We start from the raw sequence: 24,674 nt of genomic DNA on the forward strand, positions 1-24,674 counted from the left end.
CGATCGGAAGGCATCACGCACTTGTCGCGTTTCGAGCAAAGCCACCGGCAAGCCCGCCGTGATCATCCCAGCATAGAGCCATTGTGACAATGGCCCTGCCTCAAGACCAATCGCAGCCATTTCAAGGCCAAGTTCGGAAAACCAGGCTATGATAGCTTCCGGTTCGCTGGCAACTCGAGCCTCCTTCACGATGGACCCTGAGCTATCCAGAACGCAAAAATGCGAGACTTCCAGCGAAACGTCGATCCCAGTATAGTAGTTCACGGCGGCCTCCTCAGATGCTTGGCGCAGCCCTACCGCTGACGCCGCACAACCATCATATCGGGAGGTCGCCAACCCAGTAACTGAACTGTGCAACTGAAACCCGACCGTTACTCCATCTGATGGACGATGCCGAGCCCGACGTGCTGGCCTACATGGCTTTTCCCAAGGAACATCGTGCCAAACTGCATAGCACAAACCCCATTGAACGGCTGAACGGGGAGATCAAGCGAAGGACCGAAGTCGTCGGCGTGTCGGTGCTCGCCATGCCCCCGGCATGGCTGTGCGCCTTCCACTCCCCAACGAGGCCGCTATCACTCGCCTGATCGGCGCCATCATCATGGAACAGTCCGATGAATGGGCTGTCCAGCGTGGGCGCTACATGTCTCTTGAAACCATGGCGCCGGTGAACGACAATCCCATCGTCATGCTCTCGGCTGTGCCCGGCACATGACCTGCCCTGGCTGACGCCGGATAACGCGGAGATCAACCCCAGCTACACCACGCCATGGGACGCGATCCTGATGGAGCCTGCAGGCTGAGTATGAAGCCATGCCATTTATGAATTGGTTTGCTGCAGCGGCAGAGGTTAACTCTGCAGCTTCGTCAGTCGGCAGGCTGCATGTGAAAACGCAAAATACAGGGAGAGGTGGCGATGCTGAAAGGCCGAAGCATTAGGTTTTGGGCGGTCTTAAACGCAACTGTGTCCCTTTGTGTGGGCGGCAGCGCCATGGCGGCACCCGCTGAAAAGGCTCCAGCTTTGCGCTGCGCGAATCTGGCGGCTGTGACCCTTCCCGCAACCCAATTAGGCGAACCTTCCTCCGGGGCAAAAGTGGTGGCCGCCCAATTCCACAAGGCAGGCGAGATCAAACTGCAAGGGCTGGATGGCAGTGCCGCATTCCAGACCCCGGATTATTGCGAAGTGCGGTTTGACATCCTGCCTCGCGACCCGCAGGCGCCGCTGATCCATTCGCAGGTCAATCTGCCTATTCCATGGAACGGCAAAAAGCTGCAATTTGGCGGCAGCGGTTATAACGGTTTCCTGCAGACCGGGGTTCAGCCCAGCCGCAATGCCCCGATCAATGCCGAACTGCCGCTGAAACGCGGCTATATGACGGCGGGCACCGATTCCGGGCACCAGATCACCATCACCGGCGGCGGCGATCAACGCGGCAGCGGCGCTTCGGCCGGATCGGCAGGGGATGATCCACGCGCCGCCTCGGCCCGCCAATATGCCTTTGCCGCCAATGGGGAGGCGCTGCGCAATTTCGGCTATGCTGCCTATAAAAAGACGCATGATGCCGCCGTGGCGCTGGGGGGCCTGTTCTATGGCCGCAAACCTGTGCGCAGCTATTATCTGGGCGGTTCGGAGGGCGGGCGTGAGGCCATGACCATGGCCCAGCGCTATCCCAAGGACTATGACGGGATCGTCGCGATCGACCCGGTGATGAACTGGACCGGGTTGCAGACCTTCAGCAACCATATTGGCGGACAGTTGCAGGCCGCCCCCGATGGATGGCTGGGGGCCAAGACGGGCCTGCTGGCGCAGATCGTGCGCGACACATGCGACAGCGCCGACGGGATCGCCGACAAGGTGATCAGCGCGCCGACGGCCTGTCTCGCCCATGCGACGAAGGCTTTGACAAGCCATCGTTGTGCCTCGGGCGGTGATGAGGGGGCGGCCTGTTTCTCCGATGCTCAGTTGACCGTTCTGCGCGCGGCTCATCGCGGCTATGATTTCCCCTTTCCGCTGGCCAATGGGGTGACGCATTATGCCGGATATCTGCCCGGCAGCGAGGACCTGCCCGGCGCATGGTCAAAATGGGAGGCGGGTGCGACAAGGCCGACCGCCGCCAATCCTGATGATCCCTCGGTCAGTCGTCTGTATCAATTGGGCAGTGTTTATGTGCGCCATTTCATCGCCCGCGATGCTGGCTTCAATACGTTGACCTATGATCCCCGCAGTTTCCCAAAGCGGGTACTGGAAGTCTCACGCATCATGGATGCCACGAACCCGGATCTACGGGCCTTTCATGCCCGAGGCGGCAAACTGATCCTACGCGAGGATCTGGCCGATTCCGGCCAGGGACCGTTCAATTCGCTGCAGTATCGCGATGCTGTGGCTCGCCTTATGGGCAAAAACACCACCGATGCCTTCTTTGCCGCCTATGTCGCCACTGGTTTGCCGCATACGTCAGGGGGGATTGATCCGGGCACGCCGGGCGCTCCGACCTATGGCATTCCGGGCCGGATCGACTTGCTGGATGTTCTGGAAGACTGGGTGGAGCGGGGCCGCAAACCGGGCGCTGGCCTGATGCTGACACTGCATGACGGGGCGCAGCCCGAACGCGTGATCGCCTCCAAACCGATGTGTCGCTATGGCACCTGGCCTTATTTCACGGGAAAGCCGGGCGAAGGCGCGGATGGCACCAAATATGTGTGCCGAACGGGGCGCTAGGGCGAGATCCTCTCCGATTGCACCGCGTCTATCGCTCGGGTGAAAAGCGTCGGGCCGGGGCTGGACCGCGCATGCCGCCGGTTCGTCCGGCCGCGCCGACAGCAAGGGCTTACACCCTTTCGTCAAGACAATAACAATTGTTATTGAACAGTTTTCTTTGCCCAAAGCATACGTCCCGACCATCTCCATCCGGCATCAATTGATGTCGGATCAGAATGGCTGCGCTCTCTGTTTAAAATTCACGTCCATGGATAATTCGTCTATACGAATACGTGCGTCAGGTTATCCATTCCCCCACCAAGGTGTATCGCATCTTTTTCCGCGCCGCTTGACCTGACCGAAAACAGAAAACAAAACCATGGAGGTATGCATGAGAGGGTCCATTCTGACTTCGGCCAGCTCGCTTTGTCTTGGGTTGTTGCTTGTGCCCCAAACCGCATGGGCGCAAACCGGCGATGCGCCGCAGGCCAACGCCGCCGAGGCGATTGTGGTGACCGGATCGCGCATCGCCCGGCGCGACTATGTGGCGCAAAGCCCGATTGTCACCACCAGCCGACAGATGATTGAGAACACCGGCACGGCCACGATCGATGCCGCCCTGCTGCAAATGCCCCAGTTCCAGCCCGGAACCGGGGGCTTCACCAATTCCAGTTCGGGCGGGGCGGGCATCGGGCAATCCACGCTCAACCTGCGCGGGCTGACGGCGGTGCGCACGCTGGTGCTGCTCGATGGGCGGCGGCTGCAACCGGGCAATGCCTCGAATGTCATCGACATCAACTCGCTGCCCACCTCGGCCATTTCGGGCACGGAGGTCATCACCGGCGGCGCTTCGGCCACCTATGGTTCGGACGCCATCGCGGGCGTGGTCAACTTCAAGCTCTATCACAGCTTTCAGGGGCTGCGCATCGATGCGCAATCGGGCATCAGCGAAAGAGGCGATGCGGCCTCCAAGCAGATATCGGCCATCACCGGCACCAAATTTGCCGATGGCAAAGGGTCGATCATGCTGGCGGGCGAATATTCGGATCGCGGCGGACTGACCTATCGCGACCGGCCTTTCTCCACGCCTTCGGGTTCGTACAATGCCACGCTGCCCAACGCCGCCTATGTCGTCTCAGGCAGCAATCTGCCATCTCAGGCCGCCGTCAACGGGGTCTATGCCAATTACGGCATCCCGGCGGGCACTGTTGCGCGCACGGTCCAGCAAGGAGTCAACGGCGATGGCACACTGTTTGTGAACAACACGGCCAACGCCTATAATTACCGGGCCGACAACGCCCCCTGCATGTATCAATCGGGCACGCTGGTACGCTATGACGGACTGTGCACCAACACGCTGCAGCTTCCCCTCACCCGCTTTGCCTTCCTGGGCCGCGCGGAATATGAGGTCAGCCCCTCGCTCAAGCTGTTCGTTCAGGGGCAATTCGCCCGCAGCATTTCCGTGGCGCAGGGCAGCCATCCGCAATTGGCATCGGCAGGTTCGAGTTCCTTCACGATCCCGATGAGCAATCCCTTCATTCCGGCCGATCTGCGCACGCTTCTGCTCAGCCGCCCCAATCCCAATGCCACCTTCGAGATCACCAAGCGCATCGTCGATGGCGGGGTGCGCCATTACCGTGATGTGTCCGACACCTATCAGATCGTGGCCGGGGCCGAAGGGGTCATTCCGGGTATCAACTGGAACTTCGAACTCTACGGATCGCATGGGCGGACCAGCTTTTCCGATACCTCCTATGACGGCTCCTACTCTCTCTCGGCCATCCGCCAATTGGTGAACGCCGCCGATGGCGGCGCCAGCAAGTGCGGGGGCGGGCTGAACCTCTTTTCCAATGCGCCGATGTCGGCCTCCTGCCTCTCCTTCATCCAGCGTAAGACACTGAGCACAACCTCGATTGGGCAGGATGAATTGGCCGCCAACCTGACCGGCAGCCTGTTCAAGCTGCCCGCAGGCGAGGTAAAGGTGGCGTTGAGCGGCAATTACCGCAGCAACACCTTTACCTCAAACCCCGATCCCCTGCTCCAGATCGGCGACATTGCCGCCGTCAACGGCATTCCCGCCATTCATGGCAGCACCAAGGTTTCCGAGGCCGCCATCGAAGTGCTGGTGCCGGTGCTCTCCGACCTGCCACTGATCAAGGCGCTGAATTTCACCGGCGGCTATCGCTATTCGCATTACAACCTGTTTGGCGGGGTCAGTACCTACAAGCTGAGTGCGGACTGGCGCATCGCCGATCCGCTGTTGCTGCGCGGCGGCTATCAGAAGGCGGTGCGTGCGCCCAATATCGGCGAACTGTTCCTGCCTGCCTCGGCGGGCGTGGCCAATCTTGGCACGCTCGGCGATCCTTGCACCGCAGGCAGCAGCTATCGCACCGGCGCCAACGCGGCTTCCGTGCGCTCGCTCTGCATCGCCTCGGGTGTGCCATCCTCGCTGGTGGACAGTTTCAACGGCGCGGCGGCCATTCCGGCCACCACGCAGGGCAATGTCAACCTGCGCCCCGAAAAGGCCGATTCCTATACCTTTGGGGGTGTGTTCCAGCCCACCTTTGCCGGGGCGGCCTTCCGCCGGATGAACCTGTCGGTCGACTATTACCAGATGAACATCAATCAGGCGATTTCCACGATTGATGTGCCTACTTCCATCGCCAAATGCTTCAATTCCGACGGGTCCAACCCAACCTATGACGCCAATAATCTCTATTGCCAGAACGTCCTGCGCAACAGCTCGACCGGCCAGATCGCCAATTCCTATCAGGCGCTTTTGAATATCGGCGCGATCAAGACGGCGGGCATCGACGTCGCCTTTGACTGGTCGATCCCGTTCGAAGCGCTCAAGATGGGTCAGGGTTCGTTCGACGTCAATTTCACGCTGAACTATCTCGACACATTCAAGATCCAGGCATCACCCACCAGCCCATTCCAAGAGGCCGCCGGAACCATCGTAGGGCCAAGCAGCACCGGGCAATCCTATGCTAAATGGAAATATTCGGGCACTTTCATGGCCAATCGCGGCAAGGTCAGCCTCGGCCTGCGCTGGCGGCATATCTCGTCCTTCAAGGACTCATCAGCCATCACAAACCCCGCAACGACCGTTCCCGGCACGCCCGCCTATGATTATTTCGACATCATCGGCAGGCTGAAAGTAACCGACCGGTTTGAGCTGCGCGGAGGCATCACCAATGTAGGCGACCGCAACCCGCCTGCGGTGCAGGGCACATCGGGGATGACCAACATGGGCATCTATGACGTGATCCGTCGCTCCTTCTATCTTGGGCTGAAGGCTACACTCTGATCCGACCCGGAGCTGGAGCATCGCGTTCCAGCTCCGCCGGGCAAATTCTGCTTCCTGATCCACGCCCTGCCGCGCGACGTCCCGGAAATCTGGTACTGCTATAGGCAAAGCGACGAACAAGATTGCACCTGAAGGTCAGCGCCCGTGCGGTGAGCATGGTGAACGCCGAAGCGGTCCGAATTGGGAATGTTTCCATGCACGGCATTGGGGTTGCTCTCACCCCGCATGATCATCAGGGCGCGGAAGTTGAGGCTGGCTGCGCTGACGCGAACCATATCGTCGCGAGGCGGCCTAGCCTCGCTCCGATTGCTTTTCCTTGTGAGCGTGGAGATTGTTCAGGCTGAAAAGTGGTTCTGTGCGATAGATCTGCATGTCTCGCTCCTTCTTCGGGGTAAGCCACAACGCAAAGCGATAAGGCACATCAACGTCCTTCAAGCGATCGATGCGGCGGTGTTCGCTTCTGGCTTGCTGGCCCCAAGTCGGGTGCGCCGCCATTGTCCGGGCGCGACGCCGGTGGTGGCCTTGAAGGCCCGGCTCAGGGCAATGTCGGTCCCATAGCCGGTCTGTTCGGCCGCTTCGGAAATGGTTCGCCCCGCCGCCAGCAGAAGCTTGGCCCGGTAGATGCGCCAGCTCGCGACATAGCTGAGCGGCGGCACGCCCACGACCGACTTGAACAGGACCGCAAAGGAGGACCGCGACATGCCAGCCTCCTTAGCCAGTTCCTCCACAGTCCAAGAATGCGCCAGATCACCATGGATACGGCGCAGCGTGCCCGACAGCTGCCGATGGGTGAGGCCCGCAAGCCAGCCGTCGGAAACATTGCCTTCGGATGCGGCCCAAGTGCGGATCGCGTGAATGAACAGCACATCCAGCAGGCGCTGGACTACATAGTTGCTGCCTAGGTCGTTCTGCGCCTCCTCGGCGCCAATCTGCTCAAGCACGGACAGCATCCGACCGGCTTCGCGCTCCGCCATCGCGACATGGACCACGTCCGGCAGGAGGGCCGACAACGGCTCGCCCGCCGCATGGTCGAAGGTGAACAGCGTTGAAAAGAACTCACAGCTCTCGCCATCGCCGCCAAAGTCGACGCGCTCACCGGTCACCCGATCGACGACCTGCCAGCACGGGACGTGCTCGCGGTGTGGCGCGTCACCCAAGGTGCCTTCCACCCCCTGCTTGATGATCAGACAGTCGCCCCGCGCGAGGCGCTTCGGCGTCTCGCCGGGTCGTGTGAACCAGCCTCCCCCCTTCGCAAAGACGACCAGCCGCGCCTGCCCGCCGCTGTCGAACGAGATTGCCCAAGGGGCATGACCGCAAAGATGGATGAACTGCGAGCTTTCCAACTGCATGGCGCTTAGGACGGTGTCGAACGGGTGCATGGCGACCATTTTGGACGATTGGTTATGAATGTCATACCGAGCGTAATGGATCATCTCGTCAAGTCGAGCGATAAGGCCTCTCCTGCATTGGAGACACAGCCATGAAAATATTTCGTCTGCAGAAAATCGGTTCGGTCGAGGGTCTGGAACTGAGCGAAGAGCCAACGCCCCAGCCGGGGCCGGGCGAAGTCCTCGTCAAGATTAAGGCGACATCGCTGAACTTCCGCGACCTTTCCATCATAAACGGTTGGTCGCCGTTTCCGCTTCAGGAGGGTCTTTCCCAGCTGTCGGACGCGGCCGGCGTTGTCGAAGCCGTTGGACCGGGCGTCACCCGCTTTGCAATCGGCGACCGCGTGGCCAACAACTTCTCGCCGGGCTGGCACGCCGGACCGTTCCGCGAATTCCCGCCTCAATACGGCATCCAGATTGAAGGCTGGGCGGCGGAATACCGGACGATCGATCAGAACGAACTGGTGGCCATCCCCCACAGCATCAGCTTCGAGGACGCCGCCACCCTGCCATGCGCTGCAGTAACCGGTTGGAACGCCGTCGCAGGCGTCGGCCCGCAGCATCGCGTTCTGACACAAGGGACCGGCGGTGTGTCTCTGTTCGCCTTACAGTTCGCCAAGGCGCGCGGCGCCGAAGTCATCGCCACAACGTCGTCTATCTCGGCGGGTTTTGCCGGTGCCGCAGCATTGGCCGGTGCCGTTGTTACCGGCGCAACGGTCGCATTGGCGGGCGATGCGGCGGGAAGTTCGCCACGACGCATGGCCTCCATGTAGATCTCATGGGCCTTGGCCACTGTGAGCGCCTGCCGGGCTTCCTCAGCGCGCTTGAGAACCCGGGGATCATCCCCCCGCTCAATTGCCTCCTTCAGCTCCGTGGCCCATGCCCGGGCAGCCGGTATCGTATAGGCGGGGAAGGCCCCGAGCGTGAGCGTCACAATCGCGCCCGAACGCGCCACTCTGCGCCGAAACAGCCAGGTTTTCCGGCCCGACGCGGAAACGCTGACACAAAGTCACGGCACAAGGGGGTCGGAAACCCTTCCGGAGCTGAGCCCATCAAGGCTCGAAGAACTGAAATTCTGGGCTTTTCCCATGACAACCTCGACTAACGCGAGGCGATAAAACGATGACACAAGAGCTGTCCAAACTGGTCTGAGTCTGTCCAGATCTGACCGGGTAGGAAATTGGAGGCTTGGTCTGATTAGGCCTGCTCACCACCTCGATAACGGCGGAAAACCGCCAGAATACAAGGCCTGAGGTGTGGTACGTCTTGGTAGCGGAGGAGGGACTCGAACCCCCGACACGCGGATTATGATTCCGCTGCTCTAACCTGCTGAGCTACTCCGCCCCATGACTGGCGGCGACCGTGTCGGTCACCATTGCCCGGTGCAGGCGGGCCGAATAGCCACGACGGGCAAAGGCGTCAACAGCCCATTGCATGTTTGGTGAAATTTTTTTGTCAAAGAGTAAAACTACCTTCCGGCGCCCCCGCCCCGCGCGATGCAGATGCTTGCGCATAGCGGGGCCCTCTGCCACATTCCGGGCAAATAAGGGGGAGACAGCCCATGCAGAAAACCGCCGGAAAGCAACGCATGATCGCCATCATACTGACGGTGTGGAACGCGGTGGGCGTGGCCATGTGGGCGCTTCAATCCAGCACCAGCCCGGAAACACTGGCACAGGGCGACAAGGTGCAGATCGAAGTGTGGCAGGCGATGCCGCTCTGGGCGTGGGCCGCCTATGCGGTGGGCACTTGGAGCGGGCTGCTGGGCGCGGTGGCGCTGTTGCTGCAAAGGCGGGCGGCGGTGTGGCTATTTGCGATTTCCACCATCGGCATCGTGGCGCAATTCAGCTATGCGCTGGTCCTCTCGCCGCTGGTGGCGGCCAAGGGGCCGGGCGTGATCGCCTTTCCCGCGGTCATCTTTGCCATCGCGCTGGGCTCGATGGCCTATGCCCATGCGGCGGCCGGACGCGACCTGCTGAGTTAGATCTCGCCCCGCTGGCGGCGAATGGCGAACCAACGTTCGACATTCTTGTTATGCTCTTCGAGCGTGTTGGCAAAGGCGTGGCCCTTGGTGCCGTCGGCCACCATATAGAGCGCCTGAGTCTTGGCCGGGTGCAACACGGCGTGGATGGAATCGCGCCCCGGATTGGTGATCGGCCCCTTGGGCAGGCCCACCATCGAATAGGTGTTGTAATCGTTCTTCGCGGCAATCTCGCTCTGGCGGATGCGACGGCCCAGCGGCTTGCCCTGCGTGATCGGATAGATGATCGTCGGGTCGGCCTGAAGCATGATATGCTGGCGCAGGCGGTTGGAATAGAGGCCCGCCACCATCGCGCGCTCCTCCGGCTTGCCGGTTTCCTTTTCGACGATAGAGGCCAGCGTGAGCGCCTCCTCAGGCGTCTTGGCCACAGTGTCGGGGCCACGCGCGGCCCATTCCTCGGCCAGAGCCTTGGTCATCGCCGCCTGCATCGTGGCCACCACAGAGGCGCGGGTGGCGCCCTTCTTGATGTCATAGGTGTCGGGCAAGATGCTGCCCTCACGCGGGGCATCGACCGTGCCGATCAGGTCCGCATTAGCCAACAGCTTTTCGCGCACCATCACCGAAGGCAGGCCCTCGGCAATCGTGACAAAGCGGCGCAGCACCTGATCGCCGGTGATGATCGCCAGAATCTGCTGCTCGCTGGCGCCTTTGGGCAGCAGGAATTCGCCCGCCTTGATCCCGCCTCCGGCCCGCATCAGTTTCGCATGAAAGCGCAGCGCCCGCGCCGAATAGATCGCGCCTTCGCGTTGCAGCTTGGCCGCCACCACCGTCAGCCCCGCACCGTCAGGCACGGTAAAGGGCCGGTCCTGCGGCAAGGGGCCAGCACCGTACCATCCATGCAGCAGGCTGGCCACCGGAGCGCCAATGGCCAGCGCGGCCACGCCAAGAACGATCAGGACGGGTTTTTTCATGGGCGCTTCCGGCTCTCTTCTGCCTGATGCCAAATACAGATCAGGCGAGCCCCCAAAGGCGCCCGCCATCTCTGTTCTTTCAGGTGGGGACAGGGGCGCCGGTTGGCAAGGCCCCGCCCCAAATGTCCGCTTAGTCTTCCAGCGCCTTCACAACAACGCTGGCATTGGTCCCGCCAAAGCCGAAGCTGTTGTTGAGAGCCGCGCGCACGCGGCGCTTCTTGGCCACGTGGGGCACCAGGTCAACGCCCTCGGTGCCTTCATCCGGATTGTCCAGATTGAGCGTGGGGGGCACGATCTGGTCACGGATGGCCAGAATGCAGAAGATGGTTTCCACCGCACCCGCGCCGCCCAGCAGGTGGCCAATGGCGCTCTTGGTGGAGGACATCGAGACATTGGCAATGTCATCGCCGAACAGGCGCTTGACCGAGGCCAGTTCGATCGTGTCGGCCATGGTCGAGGTGCCATGGGCGTTGACATAATCGATGTCGGCCGGGGTCATACCCGCCTTCTTCAGCGCCATTTCCATCGAGCGATAGGCGCCCGAACCATCGGGATGCGGCGCGGTCACGTGATAGGCATCGCCCGACAGGCCATAGCCGACGACTTCGGCATAGATCTTGGCACCGCGCGCCTTGGCATGCTCATATTCCTCAAGGCAGACCACGCCCGCGCCTTCGCCCATGACGAAACCGTCGCGGTCCTTGTCATAGGGGCGGCTGGCCGCTTCGGGGCGGTCGTTAAAGCTGCAGTTGAGCGCACGCGCCTGAGCGAAACCGGCGATACCGATGGGGCAAACGGTCGATTCGGCGCCGCCCGCCAGCATGACATCAGCATCACCATCGCGAATCATGCGCGCGGCGTCGCCAATCGAATGCGCGCCCGTCGAGCAGGCCGTGACCACCGCGTGATTGGGGCCCATCAGGCCGTATTTGATCGAAACCTGACCCGAGATCAGGTTGATCAGACGGCCATGGACGAAATGCGGCGAGACACGACCCGGACCCTTTTCGGCCAGAACCAGCGATTCGCTCTCGATACCGGGAAGACCGCCGATGCCGCTGCCGATCGAGCAGCCCATGCGCAGGCGCAGTTCTTCGGGGGCGCTTTCCAGCCCGGCGTCTTCGATCGCCTGACCTGCGGCATCGATGCCATAGACGATGAAGGGATCGACCTGACGCTGGATCTTGTGATCGACGCGCTTGCCCGCATCGAAACCATATTCATGGTCGGCAGGCTTCACTTCGCAAGCGATATGGCACTTTTGCGCCGACGCATCGAACTTGGTGATCTTGCCCGCGCCAGATTTGCCGGCAAGGATATTTGCCCAGGCGGTTTCCACGTCAGCGCCCAGCGGGGTGACCAGACCAAGCCCGGTGACGACAACACGACGCATTCTCGATTCTCCCTCTACCGCATCGGCCGACCATACCGACAAGCCGTTGCGGCATCCAACAGCGACCCAACAGGCGCTTATTCTGGCCAAATGTCCGATAACAAGCAAGCCCGGCCCGATAAAGCGGACCGGGCCTGATTATGACCCCGAAGGTCAACGCCGAATACAGGTTCCGGCCAAGGCCATCATCCTGTTTCGGCGCAGGACCTGTGGGACGACATCGCCCCGCCCATGCATCAGGCGGGCGCGTCAGCCCCACGGGCCCTTTGGCGAAATCAGCCCTTGTTCGCCTCGATGAAGGCGATGGCGTCATTGACCGTGGCGATCTTTTCGGCGGCATCGTCGGGAATTTCCACGCCGAATTCTTCTTCGAAAGCCATCACCAGTTCAACGATGTCGAGCGAGTCAGCGCCCAGATCGTCGATGAAGCTGGCGTCGGCAACGACCTTGTCTTCTTCAACGCCGAGGTGTTCGACAACGATCTTCTTAACCTGCGCCTCGATGGTGCTCATGATATTCCCCTTACGAAAAGCGGCGAAATTGTGAAACTCAATGCGCGCCCCTAATGGGTGGCGCGCAGACTGGCAAGCGGGATTGCACATCACAACCGTTGCACCCCCCTTCCCGCTGCGATTGCCGCCCGTCCAGAGCGATGTTAGCCGTGTTTTTGCTCCCTCGCACGAAAGGGCTTATCATGGGAACGCAAGTCTGGCTGACCTCGACGGTTCGCCCTGTGGGGGATGAAATGAGCCGATTCGTGCGATTTCATCGCTCAATGGGCTTTTCACGCCAGATCCTGTTTTTCGACGATCCGGATGATCCATGGGCGCAAGGCCTGCAAAATCAGCCCGATGTGACGGTGATCGTGTGTGACGCGGCCCATTGGCGCGCTCTGACGGGCGAGAGGCCGGAACTGATCGACTTGCGCCAGATCGCCAATGCCAATCTCGCGCTGGCCATGGCGCGCCGCGAGGGGGCCGACTGGCTGGCGCATATCGACAGCGACGAGCTGGTGCGGACCGATGGCCGCCCGATTGGCGCCATTCTGGGGGCAATGATGCAGGATGTCGCCCGCTTTGCCCTGCGCGAGGCGATTGCCCCGCCCGGCATCGCGCCCCATGCCTTTGCCTCGGACTGGTTTCGGATTTCCATTCCCGCCGCCGACATTCCCACCCGCGTGCCCCAACATCTGCGCGTGGGCGAGCGTTGGCTGCGCGGCCATATCGCCTCAAAAGTCGCGGTGCGGGTGGCCTCTCCGGTTCAGCGTCTGACGATCCACCATGTCGAGGCGCCCGAACTGCCGGTGGGCGAGCCGGAGGGCGCGCTTTTGCTGCATTTCAACTGCATCACGCTCGAACGCTGGCGGGCGCTGTGGAACCGGCGGCGCGACGGCACGGGCACCACGCCCTGTGGCGGGGGCCATCGCTGGATTCAGGGGCATGAGGCATGGCGCGTACTGGGCGACCCCATCGCCGAGGAGGAAGCCTATGACCGCTTCCACCGCCTCTCGCCAAAAGTGCTGGCATGGGCCCAAAAAGAAGGACTGGCCGAACGCATCGCGCTCGACCAGTCCTTGCTTGAACCTTGACTTAAAGCGGAAACCTTAACCCTTGGGCTGTTCCACCACGCGGATGTGAAGCTCGCGCAATTGCTTCAGGCTGGCCGGAGCAGGCGCGTTCATCAGCAGATCCTCGGCGCGCTGGTTCATCGGGAACAGCGTAATTTCGCGCAGGTTCTGCGCGCCGCAGATCAGCATGACGATGCGGTCGACGCCAGCGGCCATGCCGCCATGCGGCGGGGCGCCATACTGGAACGCGCGATACATGCCGCCAAAGCGGTCTTCCACGTCCTGCTTGGACAGGCCCACCGTTTCGAACGCCTTGACCATCAGATCGGGGTGCTGATTACGGATCGAGCCTGATGCGATTTCAAAGCCGTTGCAAACCAGATCGTACTGGAACGCCTTGATGCTCAACGGATCGCGCCCATCGGTCAGCGCTTCCAGACCGCCCTGCGGCATCGAGAATGGGTTGTGAGCGAAATCAATGCTGCCCGGCTCTTCGCCTTCCTCGAAGAAGGGGAAGTCGACGATCCAGCACAGCTCGAACTTGTTCTCGTCGATCAGGCCCAGCAGCGTGCCGACGCGGGTGCGCGCAGCCCCTGCCAGCTTGGCGGCCTGATCGGGCTTGCCTGCGGCAAAGAACAGACCATCGTCGGCGCCAAGACCCAGTTCGGCATAGAGCTTTTCCATGCCCTCGGTGCCGTGGTTCTTGGCGATGGGGCCGCCGAATTCGCCGCCCTTGCGGGTGACATAGCCAAGCCCTGCATGGCCTTCGCTGCGCGCCCATTCGTTCATTTCGTCAAAGAACTTGCGGCTCTTGTCCGCCGTGTTCGGGGCCGGAATGGCGCGCACAACGCCGCCCGTGCCGACGATCTTTTCAAACAGGCCAAAGCCGCTGGTCGTGAAGTGATGCGACACGTCGGAGATCAGGATCGGGTTGCGCAGGTCGGGCTTGTCGCTGCCGTAACGCAGGATCGCGTCGTCATAGGCGATGCGCGGAAAGCTGCCGATGGGGGTGACGCTGCGGCCGTCAGCAAACTTTTCAAAGATGCCGCCGATCACCGGCTCCATCGTTTCCCAGACTTCTTCCTGCGTGACAAAGCTCATTTCGAGGTCAAGCTGATAGAACTCGCCCGGCAGACGATCCGCGCGCGGGTCTTCGTCGCGGAAGCAGGGGGCGATCTGGAAATAGCGGTCGAAACCGGCCACCATCAGAAGCTGCTTATACTGCTGCGGCGCCTGGGGCAGCGCGAAGAAGGTGCCGGGGTGGATACGGCTGGGCACGAGGAAGTCGCGCGCGCCTTCGGGCGAGGAAGCCGTCAGGATCGGCGTCGAATATTCAGTGAAGCCGATGTCTTCCATCGCGCGGCGCATCGAGGAGATGACCTTGGTGCGCTTGACGATATTGGCGTGCAGCGTTTCACGACGCAGGTCGAGGAAGCGATACTTGAGGCGGATTTCCTCAGGATATTCCTGCTCGCCCGCCACCGGCATCGGCAGTTCTTCGGCGCGACTCAGCACGGTGGCCTCGCGGGCGAAGACCTCGATGCTGCCGGTGGGCAGGTTGGGGTTCACGGTGCCTTCGCTGCGGGCTTTGACCACGCCGTCGATCGTGACCACGCTTTCCACGCGCAAAGATTCCAGAACGGGCAGCGCCGCGCTATCGCTGTCGGCCACGATTTGGGTGATGCCGTAATGGTCGCGCAGGTCGACGAACAGCACGCCGCCATGGTCACGCTTGCGGTGGACCCAGCCGGAGAGGCGGACATTCTGACCCACGGCATCCGAATTGAGCGCAACGCAAGTGTGCGAACGATAGGGATGCGCCTGTGTTTTGGGCGAGGACATGACAACTCTTTCCATTCTTGCGCCAATCGGGCAGGGATAGGGGATTCCTGCCCATTGCTGGACAGGCTTATGCGCGGCTAACAGGCGATGGCCGCGCTTTTGTCAAGCCGACAGGGCCGAAGACCGGCCCAAAACCGCCCGCTGATATGCGCTTTTCACGCTGTCGGCAGGCTCCGGCCCGCATCCGGGCCAACCATCAAGCCGGCCTCCAGGGGTTGGCGCATAGAAAAGAAACCGATGAAGATTCACAAGCTCATCACCACTTCCGACGCGCTGGCCGATCTTTGCAGCCGCCTGGCGAAATCAGAATTCGTCTGCGTCGATACAGAATTCATGCGCGAGAGCACCTATTGGCCCGAACTGTGTCTGATCCAGATCGCCGATGCCAATGAAGCCGCCGCCATCGACCCCAAGGCGTCCGACCTCGACCTGTCCCCGCTGCTGGACCTGCTGGTGGACAATGAGGATGTGCTCAAAATCTTTCATGCGGGCGGACAGGATGTGGAAATCATCTACAACCTGACCGGCAAGACCCCTCACCCGATTTTCGACACCCAGATCGCGATGATGGCCATCAGCCAGAGCGAGCAGATCGGCTATTCCAATCTGGTGGAAAGCTGGCTGGGGCTGGTGATCGACAAGGGCGCGCGGTTTACGGACTGGAGCCGCCGCCCCCTGACCGAACGCCAGATCGAATATGCGATCGGCGACGTGACCCATCTGGCCAAGATCTTCCCCAAGATCCTGAAACGCCTGATCAAGACCGAGCGCGGGCAATGGCTGGATGCCGAGATGGAGCGTCTGGCCGACCCGGACAACTACCGCAACGATGCTCAGAACGCCTGGTTGAAAATCAAGGCGGCGGGGCGCAATCCGGCGATGCTGGGCCGTTTGCGCGGCCTTGCGGCATGGCGCGAATATGAAGCGCAGGACAAAAATATCCCGCGCGGCCGCATCGCGCGCGATGAAACGCTGGCCGATATTGCCAGCCACCCGCCCAAGACTCAGGCCGATCTGGCCAAGGTGCGCGGGCTGTCCACCGGGTGGAAGGACAATGACATCGGCAAGCGGCTGATGCAGACTCTGGCCGATGCCCAGCCTTTGACCGAGGCCGAAATGCCGCCCAAGGCCCCGCGCGGGGCGCCTTTGGGCAAGGAAGGCGCGCTGGTCGCCGATCTGCTCAAGCTGCTCTTGAAAATCCGGGCGCGCGAAATCGATGTGGCGGCCCGCCTGCTGGCCCGCAGCGACGATCTGGAACTTCTGGCGGCCGGCGTGCGCAAGGGGGTCAGTGTGCTGGAAGGCTGGCGCTATGGCGTGTTTGGCCGCGATGCGCTCGATCTGGTCGAGGGCAAGCTGGCCTTTGCGGTGGTCAACGGGCGGCTGAAAATGACCCATGTTGACGAATTGCACGGCGACATGCGCGAAGCCAATCCCGAAGGCGTCAATCCCGAAGGGGCCAATCCGGAAGCCCCTGCCGCAGAACAGGAAGCGGGCGAGGAAGAATGAGCGTTTACCAGCCCACGCTCAAACAGTTGCAATATCTGGTCGCGTTGCACGAACATGGCCATTTCGGCCGGGCGGCGGAGGCGTGCTTTGTCTCGCAATCGACGCTTTCGGCGGGGTTGCGCGATCTGGAAACGCTGTTGGGCGTGGTGCTGGTGGAACGGACCAAGCGTAATGTGCGCTTCACGCCGCTGGGCAATGCGGTGGTGGCCAAATCGCACCGCATCCTGCGTGAGGCCGAGGAACTGTCCGACCTCATCCACTCCTCGTCCCAGCCTTTGTCGGGCGAGGTGCGGATGAGCGTGATCCCCACGATTGCGCCCTTCCTCTTGCCGCGCATGTTGCCCCGGTTGCGGCGCGAAAGGCCAAATCTCAAGCTCTTCCTGCGCGAGGAGCCCAGCGCGCAGGCGATTGAATCGCTGCATCACGGGCGGGCCGATTGCGTGCTGCTGGCCCTGCCCTTTCCCACCGGAGAGGTGGAGAAGGAGACTATCGAGCTGGACGCGCTGTTCGTGGCCTTTCCCAAGGACGACCCGCGCGACCCGCCCGCCGAGATCAGCCCCGATCTGATCGACGAACATCGCCTGCTGCTGCTGGAAGACGGCCATTGCCTGAAGGAACATGCGCTGGCGGCCTGTAACAGGCCCGAATTGCGCGCCTCGGCCACGATGATCGGCACTTCGCTGCACACGCTGGTGCAGATGGTGGACAATGGGCTGGGCCTGACCATGCTGCCCGAAATGGCGTTGGATGCGGGGATTTTGAATGGGACGAATGTGGTGGCCCGCCCCCTGCGTTCGGACAGCGCAAACCGTGAAATCGCGCTGGTCTGGCGGCGGCAATCGCCGCGCTCAGAGGAGTTTCGCATGTTGGCCGAGGAGTTGCGCGCGGGATAAGGCATATTGCATGATGCGCAATATTCTGTCATGATTGAGACATATCATGACAGAGCCTCTTGCCGAATCCACCGCCTCGCCCACGGTGCCCCACACGCTTGTCGAAGACATTTTCGGCATCGCCAACGGCTGCCTGCTGATCGGCCTCGGGCTCGACCTGCTGCATGAGGCACGGCTGATTACCGGCGGCGTGGCGGGGGTGGCGCTGCTGCTCTCCTACGTCCTGCCCTATCCGCCCGGCAGCCTGTTCACATGGATCAACCTGCCCATCTTCGCGCTCTTCTGGTCGCGGCTGGGCACGGCTTATATCCTGCGTACCACCATCGCCACGCTGGCGATCATGGCGCTGGTCGATGTGGTGGCGGCCAATCTGGTCATCGCGCGAATTTCCATGCCCATGGCCGCCATCGTCGGCGGCACCGCGCTGGGCATCGGCATTCTGGCCGTCACGCGCCATGCCACGGGCGTGGGCGGGCTGGCGGTCATCGCGCGCTGGCTATCGCAATGGAAAGGCTGGCATTTCGGCGCGATCTGCATGGCCATCGACGCGGTGATCGTCTCCTCCGCCTTTGCCGTGCTGGGGCTTGAGCGCGGGTTCTGGTCGCTGGTGGCGGCGCTGGTGATGAACGGGGTGGTGCTGGTCTGGCATCGGCCGGATCGGTATCGCAGCGAGGTTTGATCGGGTAGATTATGCCTCCGGCGGGCAAAGGGACTCGTCCCTTTGCAATCCCATTATGGGGTGGCGCAAAGATGGAGAGGAAGCACCATTCCGCGAAGAGGTTTAAAGGCCTGCGGCGCGGCAACCTTGCGCAACGCCGAACCCATAGCGCCACGCCGACAGTAACGGGATTGCAAAGGGCCCCCGCCCTTTGCCCGCCGGAGGCAAACCTAAACCTCCAAGCCTCAATCCATATGCTTCAACCCTACCCGCAGATAATCCCACCCGGTGATCATCGTCAGCGCAGCGGCGGCCCACAGGGTCGTCAACCCGACGGTATGGGGCAAATTCACCACATAGCCGCCCACATCGACCAACCACCAGGGCATCGCCCGGCCCAGGATCAGCGCGCCAAGGCACAGGATCTGGAAGGTGGTTTTCCATTTGGCCAGTTTTGACACCGGCACCGACACCTGAATCCCGCCCAGAAATTCGCGCAGGCCCGACACCGCAATCTCGCGCAGCAGGATGATCAGCCCCGCGATCACATGCAGTTCGCCCACATAGGGCCCGGTCAGCACACCCTTGGCCGTCAGCACGAGGATGACGGCGGCCACCATGATCTTGTCGGCGATGGGGTCGAGAAAGATGCCCAGCTTGCTTACCGCGCCTTGAGCGCGGGCCAGATAGCCATCGAAATAATCGGTGATGCCCATCAGCGAATAGACGCCGAAAGCCAGCGCATAGCCGGTGGTCCATTCGGGCCACCACAGCAGCCAGACCAGCACGGGCACGGTAACGATTCGGGAGAGGGTGAGCAGGTTGGGCAAAGTCAGCATGGCCGAATCGCCATAGCCGCTAACCGCAAAGCAAAAAAGACATGGCAGCTCAAGAGTCGTTGTTTGCCTGCACCTTGTCCCCACGCGCGCCCTACAGCGTAGCATTTGCGCGGGCAGAAACCGGCAAAAGCCCGGACAATCGATCCGATTCGCCCTTCGGATGAATTTTCCGACACCCCATCACGCCTCTTGCCCCATCCGTGTGTTTCGCTAGGACAGCGCGCACAACAAGGATCGACAACACAGCATGACGACATCCACCCACCTGTTGCATCGGCGGCGCTTTTTGCCCCTGTTCGCAACGCAATTGCTGGGCGCGTTCAACGACAACCTCTATAAGAACGCGGCGGTGTTCTTCGTGGTCTATGGCGTGTTCAACTCGGAAAAATCCGAGGCGATTTTCTCGGCGGTGGCCTCGGCGCTGTTCATCGTGCCCTTTTTCATCCTCTCGGCGCTGGCCGGGCAATTGGCCGACATGCGCGACAAGGCGCAGATCATCCGCTGGGTCAAGCTGGCCGAAATCGGCATCATGATCGCGGGCGGCGCGGGCCTGGTCATCGCATGGCAGGCCAAGCACGGCGTTCTTGAGCCTTGGCAGGACATGCTGCTGATGCCGGTGGCCATGCCGCTGATCCTGCTGGCTTTGCTGGGCATGGGCATTCACTCGACCTTTTTCGGCCCGATCAAATATGCGATCCTGCCCCAGCATCTCAAAACCGAGGAAGTGCTGGCGGGCACGGGTCTGGTTGAGGCGGGCACTTATATCGCCATTCTGGCGGGCACGATTCTGGCCGGGTTCATTCCGGTGGAATGGGCCGCTGCGGGCGTGTTCGTCACCGCGCTGGTGGGCTATGGCACCTGCCTTTCGGTCCCCCCTGCCCCGCCGCAGGAAGAGGCCCAGCCCCTCGATTTCCACATCCTGCGCGCCTCGGTGCAACTGGTGAAGAACACAATGCATGATCGCCGCGTGTTCCTTGCCATCGCGTCGATCAGCTTTTTCTGGACCGTGGGCGCGGTATTGTTCATCGAATTCCCGCTACTGGCCAAGCGCGTCCTGTGCGCCAGCAAGGAAGTGGCCAGCCTGTTCCTCGTGATCTTTTCGATCGGCGTGGCGCTGGGTTCGGTGTCGATCAACGCGCTGCTCAAGGGCAAGGTCTCGGCCCGCTATTCGCCACCCTCGGTGCTGGTGATGGCGCTGTTCGTCGTAGCCTTTCAACAGGTCTGCACCCGCTTTCCCGCCACGGTCGATGGCCATTTGATGAGCATCGGAGAATTCCTGCACCATCCGCTCACCCCGCTGCTGCTGGGCACGTTGGGCGGGATCGCGGTGGCGGGCGGCATGTTCGTGGTTCCGCTCTATGCGTTCCTCACCACCATCGTCGACAAATCTCAGACCGCGCGCACGATTGCGGCCAATAATGTCGTCAATTCCGGCGCGATGGTGGTGGGTGCGGCGATTGCCGTTGGCCTTGGCGCGGCGGGGGTCGAGATCGTCGATCTGGTGCTGATCTCAGCGGCCATGTGCCTGATTTCGGCATGGCTGGCGGTCCTGCTGGTCCGCGCCGAACGCGAGGCCGAGATCCACGGCGGGCCTCGACCTTTTGCCTGATGTATGGCCTTTCGCCGCTCAGGCGATAAAGGCCATCACCGCGACAAAGCAAGCGCAATAAGCGAGCAGAAATTCGCGTGCATTCTGCATGGTCAGCCCTTTGCGCCAATGGCGCGCGCGCGATGCCACCATATGGGGGGCGGCGTGAAGCTGGCGCTTGAACCAGTCGGCAGCGGCCGCCTTGGGCGCGGGCGCCTCTTGGCAAGGCGATGCAACAGGCCGATCCACCCGCACATGGGGGGGCAGCGTCTGCAGAAAAGGATGATGGGCGCTCTCGTCACCCAGAACCAGTGAACGTCTCATGCCCAAGGCTTAAGATTTTGTTCACCATTTCGAAAGCGAGCCACAATGGTTAACCCGTCCCAATCCGGGACGGCGGCGCCCTGCCCCAGATCGGGACAGGGGCCAGAGCTGGTTAACCCCCTGAAAGCGCGATAATATAGTCCCATTCCTCCGGCGTGATCGCGCTGACCGACAGGCGCGAGAGGCGCAGCATTTCGATATCAGCCAGCGCCGGATCGGCCTTGATCTGCTTGAGCGTCACCGGACGCTTCAACTTGCGCACAGGCTTTACCTTCACACAGGCCCAGCGCCCCGTTTCATCCGAAGGATCGGTCAGACCCGACTGGCTGATCTCCATGATCCCCACGATTTCCAGCCCGATGTTCGAATGATAGAAGAAGGCCAGATCGCCCGGCTGCATCGCGCGCATATTGTTGGCCGCGCGGTGGTTGCGTACGCCGTCCCACGTGCCCTCGCCCTCTTTGACCAGATCGTCATAGGAATAGGCATCGGGCTCGGACTTCATCAGCCAATAGGATTTGATTTTGGTCATGCGTCCCCGTCTCGGATCGCCTAAAGAGGCTTCATGGATGGCGCGAGCTTAGCGCCTGTTGCAACACGGAACCACCCATGGATCTTGCCAAACTTCCCGTTCTCTCGCTTTCCGATGCCCCGCAGGATTTTGCCCGCGCGATCGGCGCCTCCTTTCGCGAATATGGCTTTGCGCTGGTCAAGGATCATGGCATCGATTCTGCATTGATCGAGTCTGCATGGGCGCTGACCGCGCAATTCTTTGCGCTGCCCGAGGAGGAAAAGCGCAAGTATTTTATCCCCGGCATCGCGGGCGCGCGCGGCTACACCCCCTTCAAGACCGAAATCGCCAAGGGCGCCAAGGCGCATGACCTGAAGGAATTCTGGCATGTCGGGCGCGATCTGCCCGAGGGTTCGCCGCTGGCCGCGAGCATGGCGCCCAATGTCTGGCCTGATTCGCCCGAGGGCTTTCAGGATGTCTTTTCGCGCCTCTATGCCGAATTCGACAAGGCAGGCGCGACGATCCTTTCGCGCATCGCGCTGCATCTGGGACTGGAGGAAAACTGGTTCGATCCGGCCATCGAGGACGGCAATTCGGTGATGCGCCTGCTGCATTATCCGCCGGTGGCCGATGCCGAAGGCGGCGCGATTCGCGCGGGCGCTCATGAGGACATCAACCTCATCACCCTGCTGCTGGGCGCGCAGGAGGCAGGTCTGGAACTGCTGACCAAGGATGGCCGCTGGGTCGGCGTGGCCCCGCCCGAAGGCGCCATCGTCATCAACATCGGCGACATGCTGCAACGCCTGACCAACCATGTCCTGCCCAGCACCACCCATCGCGTGCGCAACCCGGATGCCGAGCGCGCCGCCCACAGCCGCTATTCGATGCCCTACTTCCTGCATCTGCGCAGCGATTTTCCGTTCAAGACGCTGGAGCAATGCATCACGCCGGAAAACCCCGACCGCTATCCCGTCTCGATCACGGCCGATGATTATTTGCAGGAACGCCTGCGCGAAATCGGCCTCAAGAAATGAAAAAGCGCGGGAGAGGTCATCCCTCTCCCGCGCTTTTCGCGTTTCGTGCTGTCTCGGGGGCGCCATCCCTCACGAAGGCACCCGCAAGATCAGATCATCAGAACGCAACGGTTGCCGAGAACAGAGCCGTGCTGCCGGCAATGCTGGCGCCCTTCAGACGGCCGTTCTGGACCGAGAAGTTAGGCTGCAGATAGGCAGACTTGGCAGCCGTAATGTCGGTATCAACCCAGGACACGCCAAAGGTGAAGGGACCAACCGGATATTCGCCGCCCACCTGCCAGTCCCAATACGAACCGGTCGGCGCCACCGAGGTGCCGTTCGGGCCAAGGCCGGGGTTACCCTTCGAGTAACCAAGGTGGCCCTTCAGCTTCAGCTTGGTCGAGGGGATGACATAGGAGGTGTCGCCCCACAGATAGAGGTTATCGTAGGCCTGGCCATAGCTGTACGAAGTGTTCGAATAGTTGCCCAGCGCCTTCTGCTTGGGAGCATAGGCCACGCCCGCCAGATAGCTGACCGGGCCAACCGCGCCCGAAACCTTGACATAGGGTTCGGCAAAGTCGGTCTTGGCCGCGCCATCGGGATACATGTACCAGGTCAGACCGGCATCGATCGTGACCGGGCCAACCGCCTTGGCATAACCGCCGATGAGGTCGAATTCGAGGTTCGGGCCGCCGAACGTGCCCCAACCGGCCAGGTTCGAGCTGAAGATGCTGCCGTAAAAGCCGCTCTTGTGGGCAACGGTCACGCCGGCCTGAAGCGTTTTGCCGCGGTCGGTCTGCGAAACGCCGCGCAGGCGATAGTCGCTGAGAACCGAGACGCTGCCCGTGACGGTGAATTCCTTGGGAGCGGCGGGCGCGGCGTCTTCAGCCTTGGCAGCCTGAGCGCTGAGCGCCAGAGCCATACCGGCAAGACCAGCCAGCGCGCGGAAATTCTTGTGTGCCTTCATTATGTGGACTCCACCCTGAACAAGAGATGTCGTCCCGCCTGCAATCGCAACCGAAGCCATCCTGACGCTAAAACGTCTTTGGGTCTCGTGTCCGACACGTGGTGATTAGCGTATCAATATTCCATTTTCAACGATAAAACGAAATTTCATGCTGCATTCGCGAAACACCCGTGGCAAAAATAACACCATTTACATTGGAAAGCCCATGATTCCGGATGAAATTCTAATCACCGCCCCGATGCTGCCAACCGTCATTTCTCAGTTGGGCGAGCGCTTCCAAACGCACCATCTCTGGGAAGTTTCAGACAAACAGGCTTTTCTGCGCGAAATCGGTCCACGCATTCGCGGCGTGGCAACATCGACCCTCTATGGCCGGGTGGGCGAGGATCTGCTCAAGCATCTGCCCAATGCCGAAATCGTCGCCAGTTTCGGCGTGGGCTATGACAATATCGACGTCGATGCCGCGCTGGCCCACCGGGTGGTGGTCACCAACACGCCCGGCGTGCTGACCGAGGAAACCGCCGATCTGGCGCTGGGGCTGCTGCTGGCCACGATCCGTCAGATCCCCGCCGCCGAACGCCATCTGCGCGCGGGAAAATGGCTCGAACGTTCCTTTCCGCTCTCGGCATCCTTGCGCGGGCGGCGCGTGGGTATCCTGGGCCTTGGCGATATCGGCAAGGCGGTGGCCCGGCGACTCGAAGGTTTCGCGGTCGATATCGCCTATTGCGGCCGCCGTCCGCAGGACGTGCCCTATGCCTATTACCCCACCCCGCTCGCGCTGGCGCGGGCGGTCGATGTTCTGATCGTGCTGATCCCCGGCGGGGCGGCCACGCGTCATACGGTGAATGGGGCCGTGCTGGACGCACTGGGGCCGGACGGGGTGCTGATCAACGTGGCGCGAGGCAGCGTGGTCGATACACAGGCCCTGATCGCGGCCCTGCGCGAGGGGAAAATCCTGACCGCAGGTCTCGATGTGTTCGAGGATGAGCCGCGTGTCCCCGCCGAATTGCTCGACATTCCCGGACTGGTGCTGCTGCCGCATATCGGATCGGCATCGGTATCCACGCGGGCCGCCATGGGGCAATTGGTGGTGGATAATCTGGTCGGCTGGTTCGAAGGGCGCGGCGCTTTGACGCCGGTGGCGGAGGTTTTGGAGATTTTATAGGAGGTTTTGCCTCAGGCGGGCAAAGGGACGAGTCCCTTTGCCCGCCGGAGGCCCTTTTGA

Annotated in this window: 20 protein-coding genes, 1 tRNA gene and 3 pseudogenes; 12 read left to right on the forward strand and 12 right to left on the reverse strand. The window is 61.7% G+C overall.

The window, feature by feature from the left end; translation table 11 throughout:
* Positions 1-264, reverse strand: a pseudogene (locus FHW96_RS15490) (IS110 family transposase); the annotation flags it as partial.
* Positions 265-371: 107 nt separating this feature from the next.
* On the opposite strand from FHW96_RS15490, the pseudogene FHW96_RS15495 reads away from it, so the two are divergent.
* The 3 genes and pseudogenes from FHW96_RS15495 to FHW96_RS15505 form a co-directional block, all read left to right on the forward strand.
* Positions 372-715 (forward strand): annotated as a pseudogene (locus FHW96_RS15495) (transposase); the annotation flags it as partial.
* 276 nt (positions 716-991) lie between these two features.
* Entirely contained in the window at positions 992-2,719 is a 1,728-nt protein-coding gene (locus FHW96_RS15500) for a tannase/feruloyl esterase family alpha/beta hydrolase (RefSeq protein WP_172341492.1), read from the forward strand.
* 370 nt (positions 2,720-3,089) lie between these two features.
* The gene (locus FHW96_RS15505) at positions 3,090-6,008 is read left to right on the forward strand and encodes a TonB-dependent siderophore receptor (RefSeq protein ID WP_172341493.1); all 2,919 of its coding nucleotides are present in this window, start codon (positions 3,090-3,092) and stop codon (positions 6,006-6,008) included.
* A 431-nt stretch (positions 6,009-6,439) separates the two neighbouring features.
* Here FHW96_RS15505 and FHW96_RS15510 read toward each other — a convergent pair whose 3' ends face one another.
* A complete protein-coding gene (locus FHW96_RS15510; RefSeq protein WP_216650916.1) occupies positions 6,440-7,441 on the reverse strand; it encodes an AraC family transcriptional regulator in 1,002 nt (333 codons plus the stop codon).
* A gap of 47 nt (positions 7,442-7,488) precedes the next feature.
* Here FHW96_RS15510 and FHW96_RS15515 point away from each other — a divergent pair, with 47 nt between their 5' ends.
* On the forward strand, positions 7,489-8,169 hold the full coding sequence (locus FHW96_RS15515) for an NAD(P)-dependent alcohol dehydrogenase (RefSeq protein WP_216650917.1): 681 nt from the start codon (positions 7,489-7,491) through the stop codon (positions 8,167-8,169).
* Between the two features lie 53 nt (positions 8,170-8,222).
* Here the strand turns inward: FHW96_RS15515 and FHW96_RS26770 are convergent.
* Both FHW96_RS26770 and FHW96_RS15525 read right to left on the reverse strand, forming a co-directional pair.
* A pseudogene (locus FHW96_RS26770) lies at positions 8,223-8,393 on the reverse strand (Arm DNA-binding domain-containing protein); the annotation flags it as partial.
* 270 nt (positions 8,394-8,663) lie between these two features.
* Positions 8,664-8,740: transfer RNA gene (locus FHW96_RS15525), tRNA-Met, on the reverse strand.
* 244 nt (positions 8,741-8,984) lie between these two features.
* Between FHW96_RS15525 and FHW96_RS15530 the strand changes: the two genes are divergently transcribed.
* Positions 8,985-9,380: a sugar transporter gene (locus FHW96_RS15530; RefSeq protein ID WP_172341494.1), complete on the forward strand. Its 396-nt coding sequence runs from the start codon at positions 8,985-8,987 to the stop codon at positions 9,378-9,380.
* Here the strand turns inward: FHW96_RS15530 and mltG are convergent.
* From mltG to FHW96_RS15545, 3 genes are all read right to left on the reverse strand, one after another.
* Positions 9,377-10,348, reverse strand: a complete 972-nt coding sequence (gene mltG / locus FHW96_RS15535; RefSeq protein WP_172341495.1) for an endolytic transglycosylase MltG — start codon at positions 10,346-10,348, stop codon at positions 9,377-9,379. The genes FHW96_RS15530 and mltG overlap by 4 nt on opposite strands.
* Positions 10,349-10,478: 130 nt before the next feature.
* Positions 10,479-11,741, reverse strand: a complete 1,263-nt coding sequence (gene fabF, locus FHW96_RS15540) for a beta-ketoacyl-ACP synthase II (RefSeq protein WP_172341496.1) — start codon at positions 11,739-11,741, stop codon at positions 10,479-10,481.
* Positions 11,742-12,016: 275 nt separating this feature from the next.
* Positions 12,017-12,253: an acyl carrier protein gene (locus FHW96_RS15545; protein ID WP_168603874.1), complete on the reverse strand. Its 237-nt coding sequence runs from the start codon at positions 12,251-12,253 to the stop codon at positions 12,017-12,019.
* A 245-nt stretch (positions 12,254-12,498) separates the two neighbouring features.
* Here FHW96_RS15545 and FHW96_RS15550 point away from each other — a divergent pair, with 245 nt between their 5' ends.
* On the forward strand, positions 12,499-13,329 hold the full coding sequence (locus FHW96_RS15550) for a glycosyltransferase family 2 protein (RefSeq protein ID WP_172341497.1): 831 nt from the start codon (positions 12,499-12,501) through the stop codon (positions 13,327-13,329).
* A 15-nt stretch (positions 13,330-13,344) separates the two neighbouring features.
* On the opposite strand, the gene aspS is transcribed toward FHW96_RS15550, so the two are convergent.
* Positions 13,345-15,150 carry an aspartate--tRNA ligase gene (gene aspS / locus FHW96_RS15555; RefSeq protein ID WP_172341498.1) on the reverse strand — a complete coding sequence of 602 codons (1,806 nt, stop codon included), beginning with the start codon at positions 15,148-15,150 and terminating at the stop codon, positions 13,345-13,347.
* A 237-nt stretch (positions 15,151-15,387) separates the two neighbouring features.
* On the opposite strand from aspS, the gene rnd reads away from it, so the two are divergent.
* Genes rnd through FHW96_RS15570 form a run of 3 tightly spaced genes read left to right on the forward strand, consistent with a single transcriptional unit; the run spans position 15,388 to position 18,228 of the window.
* Positions 15,388-16,656 carry a ribonuclease D gene (gene rnd / locus FHW96_RS15560; RefSeq protein ID WP_172341499.1) on the forward strand — a complete coding sequence of 423 codons (1,269 nt, stop codon included), beginning with the start codon at positions 15,388-15,390 and terminating at the stop codon, positions 16,654-16,656.
* On the forward strand, positions 16,653-17,549 hold the full coding sequence (locus FHW96_RS15565) for a hydrogen peroxide-inducible genes activator (RefSeq protein WP_172341500.1): 897 nt from the start codon (positions 16,653-16,655) through the stop codon (positions 17,547-17,549). Before rnd ends, FHW96_RS15565 begins: the two co-directional genes overlap by 4 nt.
* Before the next feature lie 46 nt (positions 17,550-17,595).
* A complete protein-coding gene (locus FHW96_RS15570; RefSeq protein ID WP_172341501.1) occupies positions 17,596-18,228 on the forward strand; it encodes a YitT family protein in 633 nt (210 codons plus the stop codon).
* 224 nt (positions 18,229-18,452) lie between these two features.
* Here the strand turns inward: FHW96_RS15570 and pgsA are convergent, their stop codons facing one another.
* Positions 18,453-19,046 (reverse strand): CDP-diacylglycerol--glycerol-3-phosphate 3-phosphatidyltransferase, encoded by a 594-nt coding sequence (pgsA, locus tag FHW96_RS15575; RefSeq protein WP_172341502.1) that lies wholly within the window; start codon positions 19,044-19,046, stop codon positions 18,453-18,455.
* A gap of 247 nt (positions 19,047-19,293) precedes the next feature.
* Here pgsA and FHW96_RS15580 point away from each other — a divergent pair, with 247 nt between their 5' ends.
* Positions 19,294-20,655 (forward strand): MFS transporter, encoded by a 1,362-nt coding sequence (locus tag FHW96_RS15580; RefSeq protein WP_172341503.1) that lies wholly within the window; start codon positions 19,294-19,296, stop codon positions 20,653-20,655.
* A gap of 18 nt (positions 20,656-20,673) precedes the next feature.
* On the opposite strand, the gene FHW96_RS15585 is transcribed toward FHW96_RS15580, so the two are convergent.
* Positions 20,674-20,958 (reverse strand): hypothetical protein, encoded by a 285-nt coding sequence (locus FHW96_RS15585; RefSeq protein WP_172341504.1) that lies wholly within the window; start codon positions 20,956-20,958, stop codon positions 20,674-20,676.
* Between the two features lie 112 nt (positions 20,959-21,070).
* Positions 21,071-21,490 carry an EVE domain-containing protein gene (locus FHW96_RS15590; protein ID WP_172341505.1) on the reverse strand — a complete coding sequence of 140 codons (420 nt, stop codon included), beginning with the start codon at positions 21,488-21,490 and terminating at the stop codon, positions 21,071-21,073.
* A gap of 77 nt (positions 21,491-21,567) precedes the next feature.
* Between FHW96_RS15590 and FHW96_RS15595 the strand changes: the two genes are divergently transcribed.
* On the forward strand, positions 21,568-22,503 hold the full coding sequence (locus FHW96_RS15595; protein ID WP_172341506.1) for an isopenicillin N synthase family oxygenase: 936 nt from the start codon (positions 21,568-21,570) through the stop codon (positions 22,501-22,503).
* A gap of 97 nt (positions 22,504-22,600) precedes the next feature.
* On the opposite strand, the gene FHW96_RS15600 is transcribed toward FHW96_RS15595, so the two are convergent.
* Positions 22,601-23,449 carry a TorF family putative porin gene (locus tag FHW96_RS15600; protein ID WP_172341507.1) on the reverse strand — a complete coding sequence of 283 codons (849 nt, stop codon included), beginning with the start codon at positions 23,447-23,449 and terminating at the stop codon, positions 22,601-22,603.
* A 205-nt stretch (positions 23,450-23,654) separates the two neighbouring features.
* Between FHW96_RS15600 and FHW96_RS15605 the strand changes: the two genes are divergently transcribed.
* Positions 23,655-24,614 (forward strand): 2-hydroxyacid dehydrogenase, encoded by a 960-nt coding sequence (locus FHW96_RS15605; RefSeq protein WP_172341508.1) that lies wholly within the window; start codon positions 23,655-23,657, stop codon positions 24,612-24,614.
* The last annotated feature ends 60 nt before the right edge of the window (positions 24,615-24,674 follow it).

Source organism: Novosphingobium sp. SG751A, assembly GCF_013149295.1.
Classification (GTDB): Bacteria; Pseudomonadota; Alphaproteobacteria; order Sphingomonadales; family Sphingomonadaceae; genus Novosphingobium.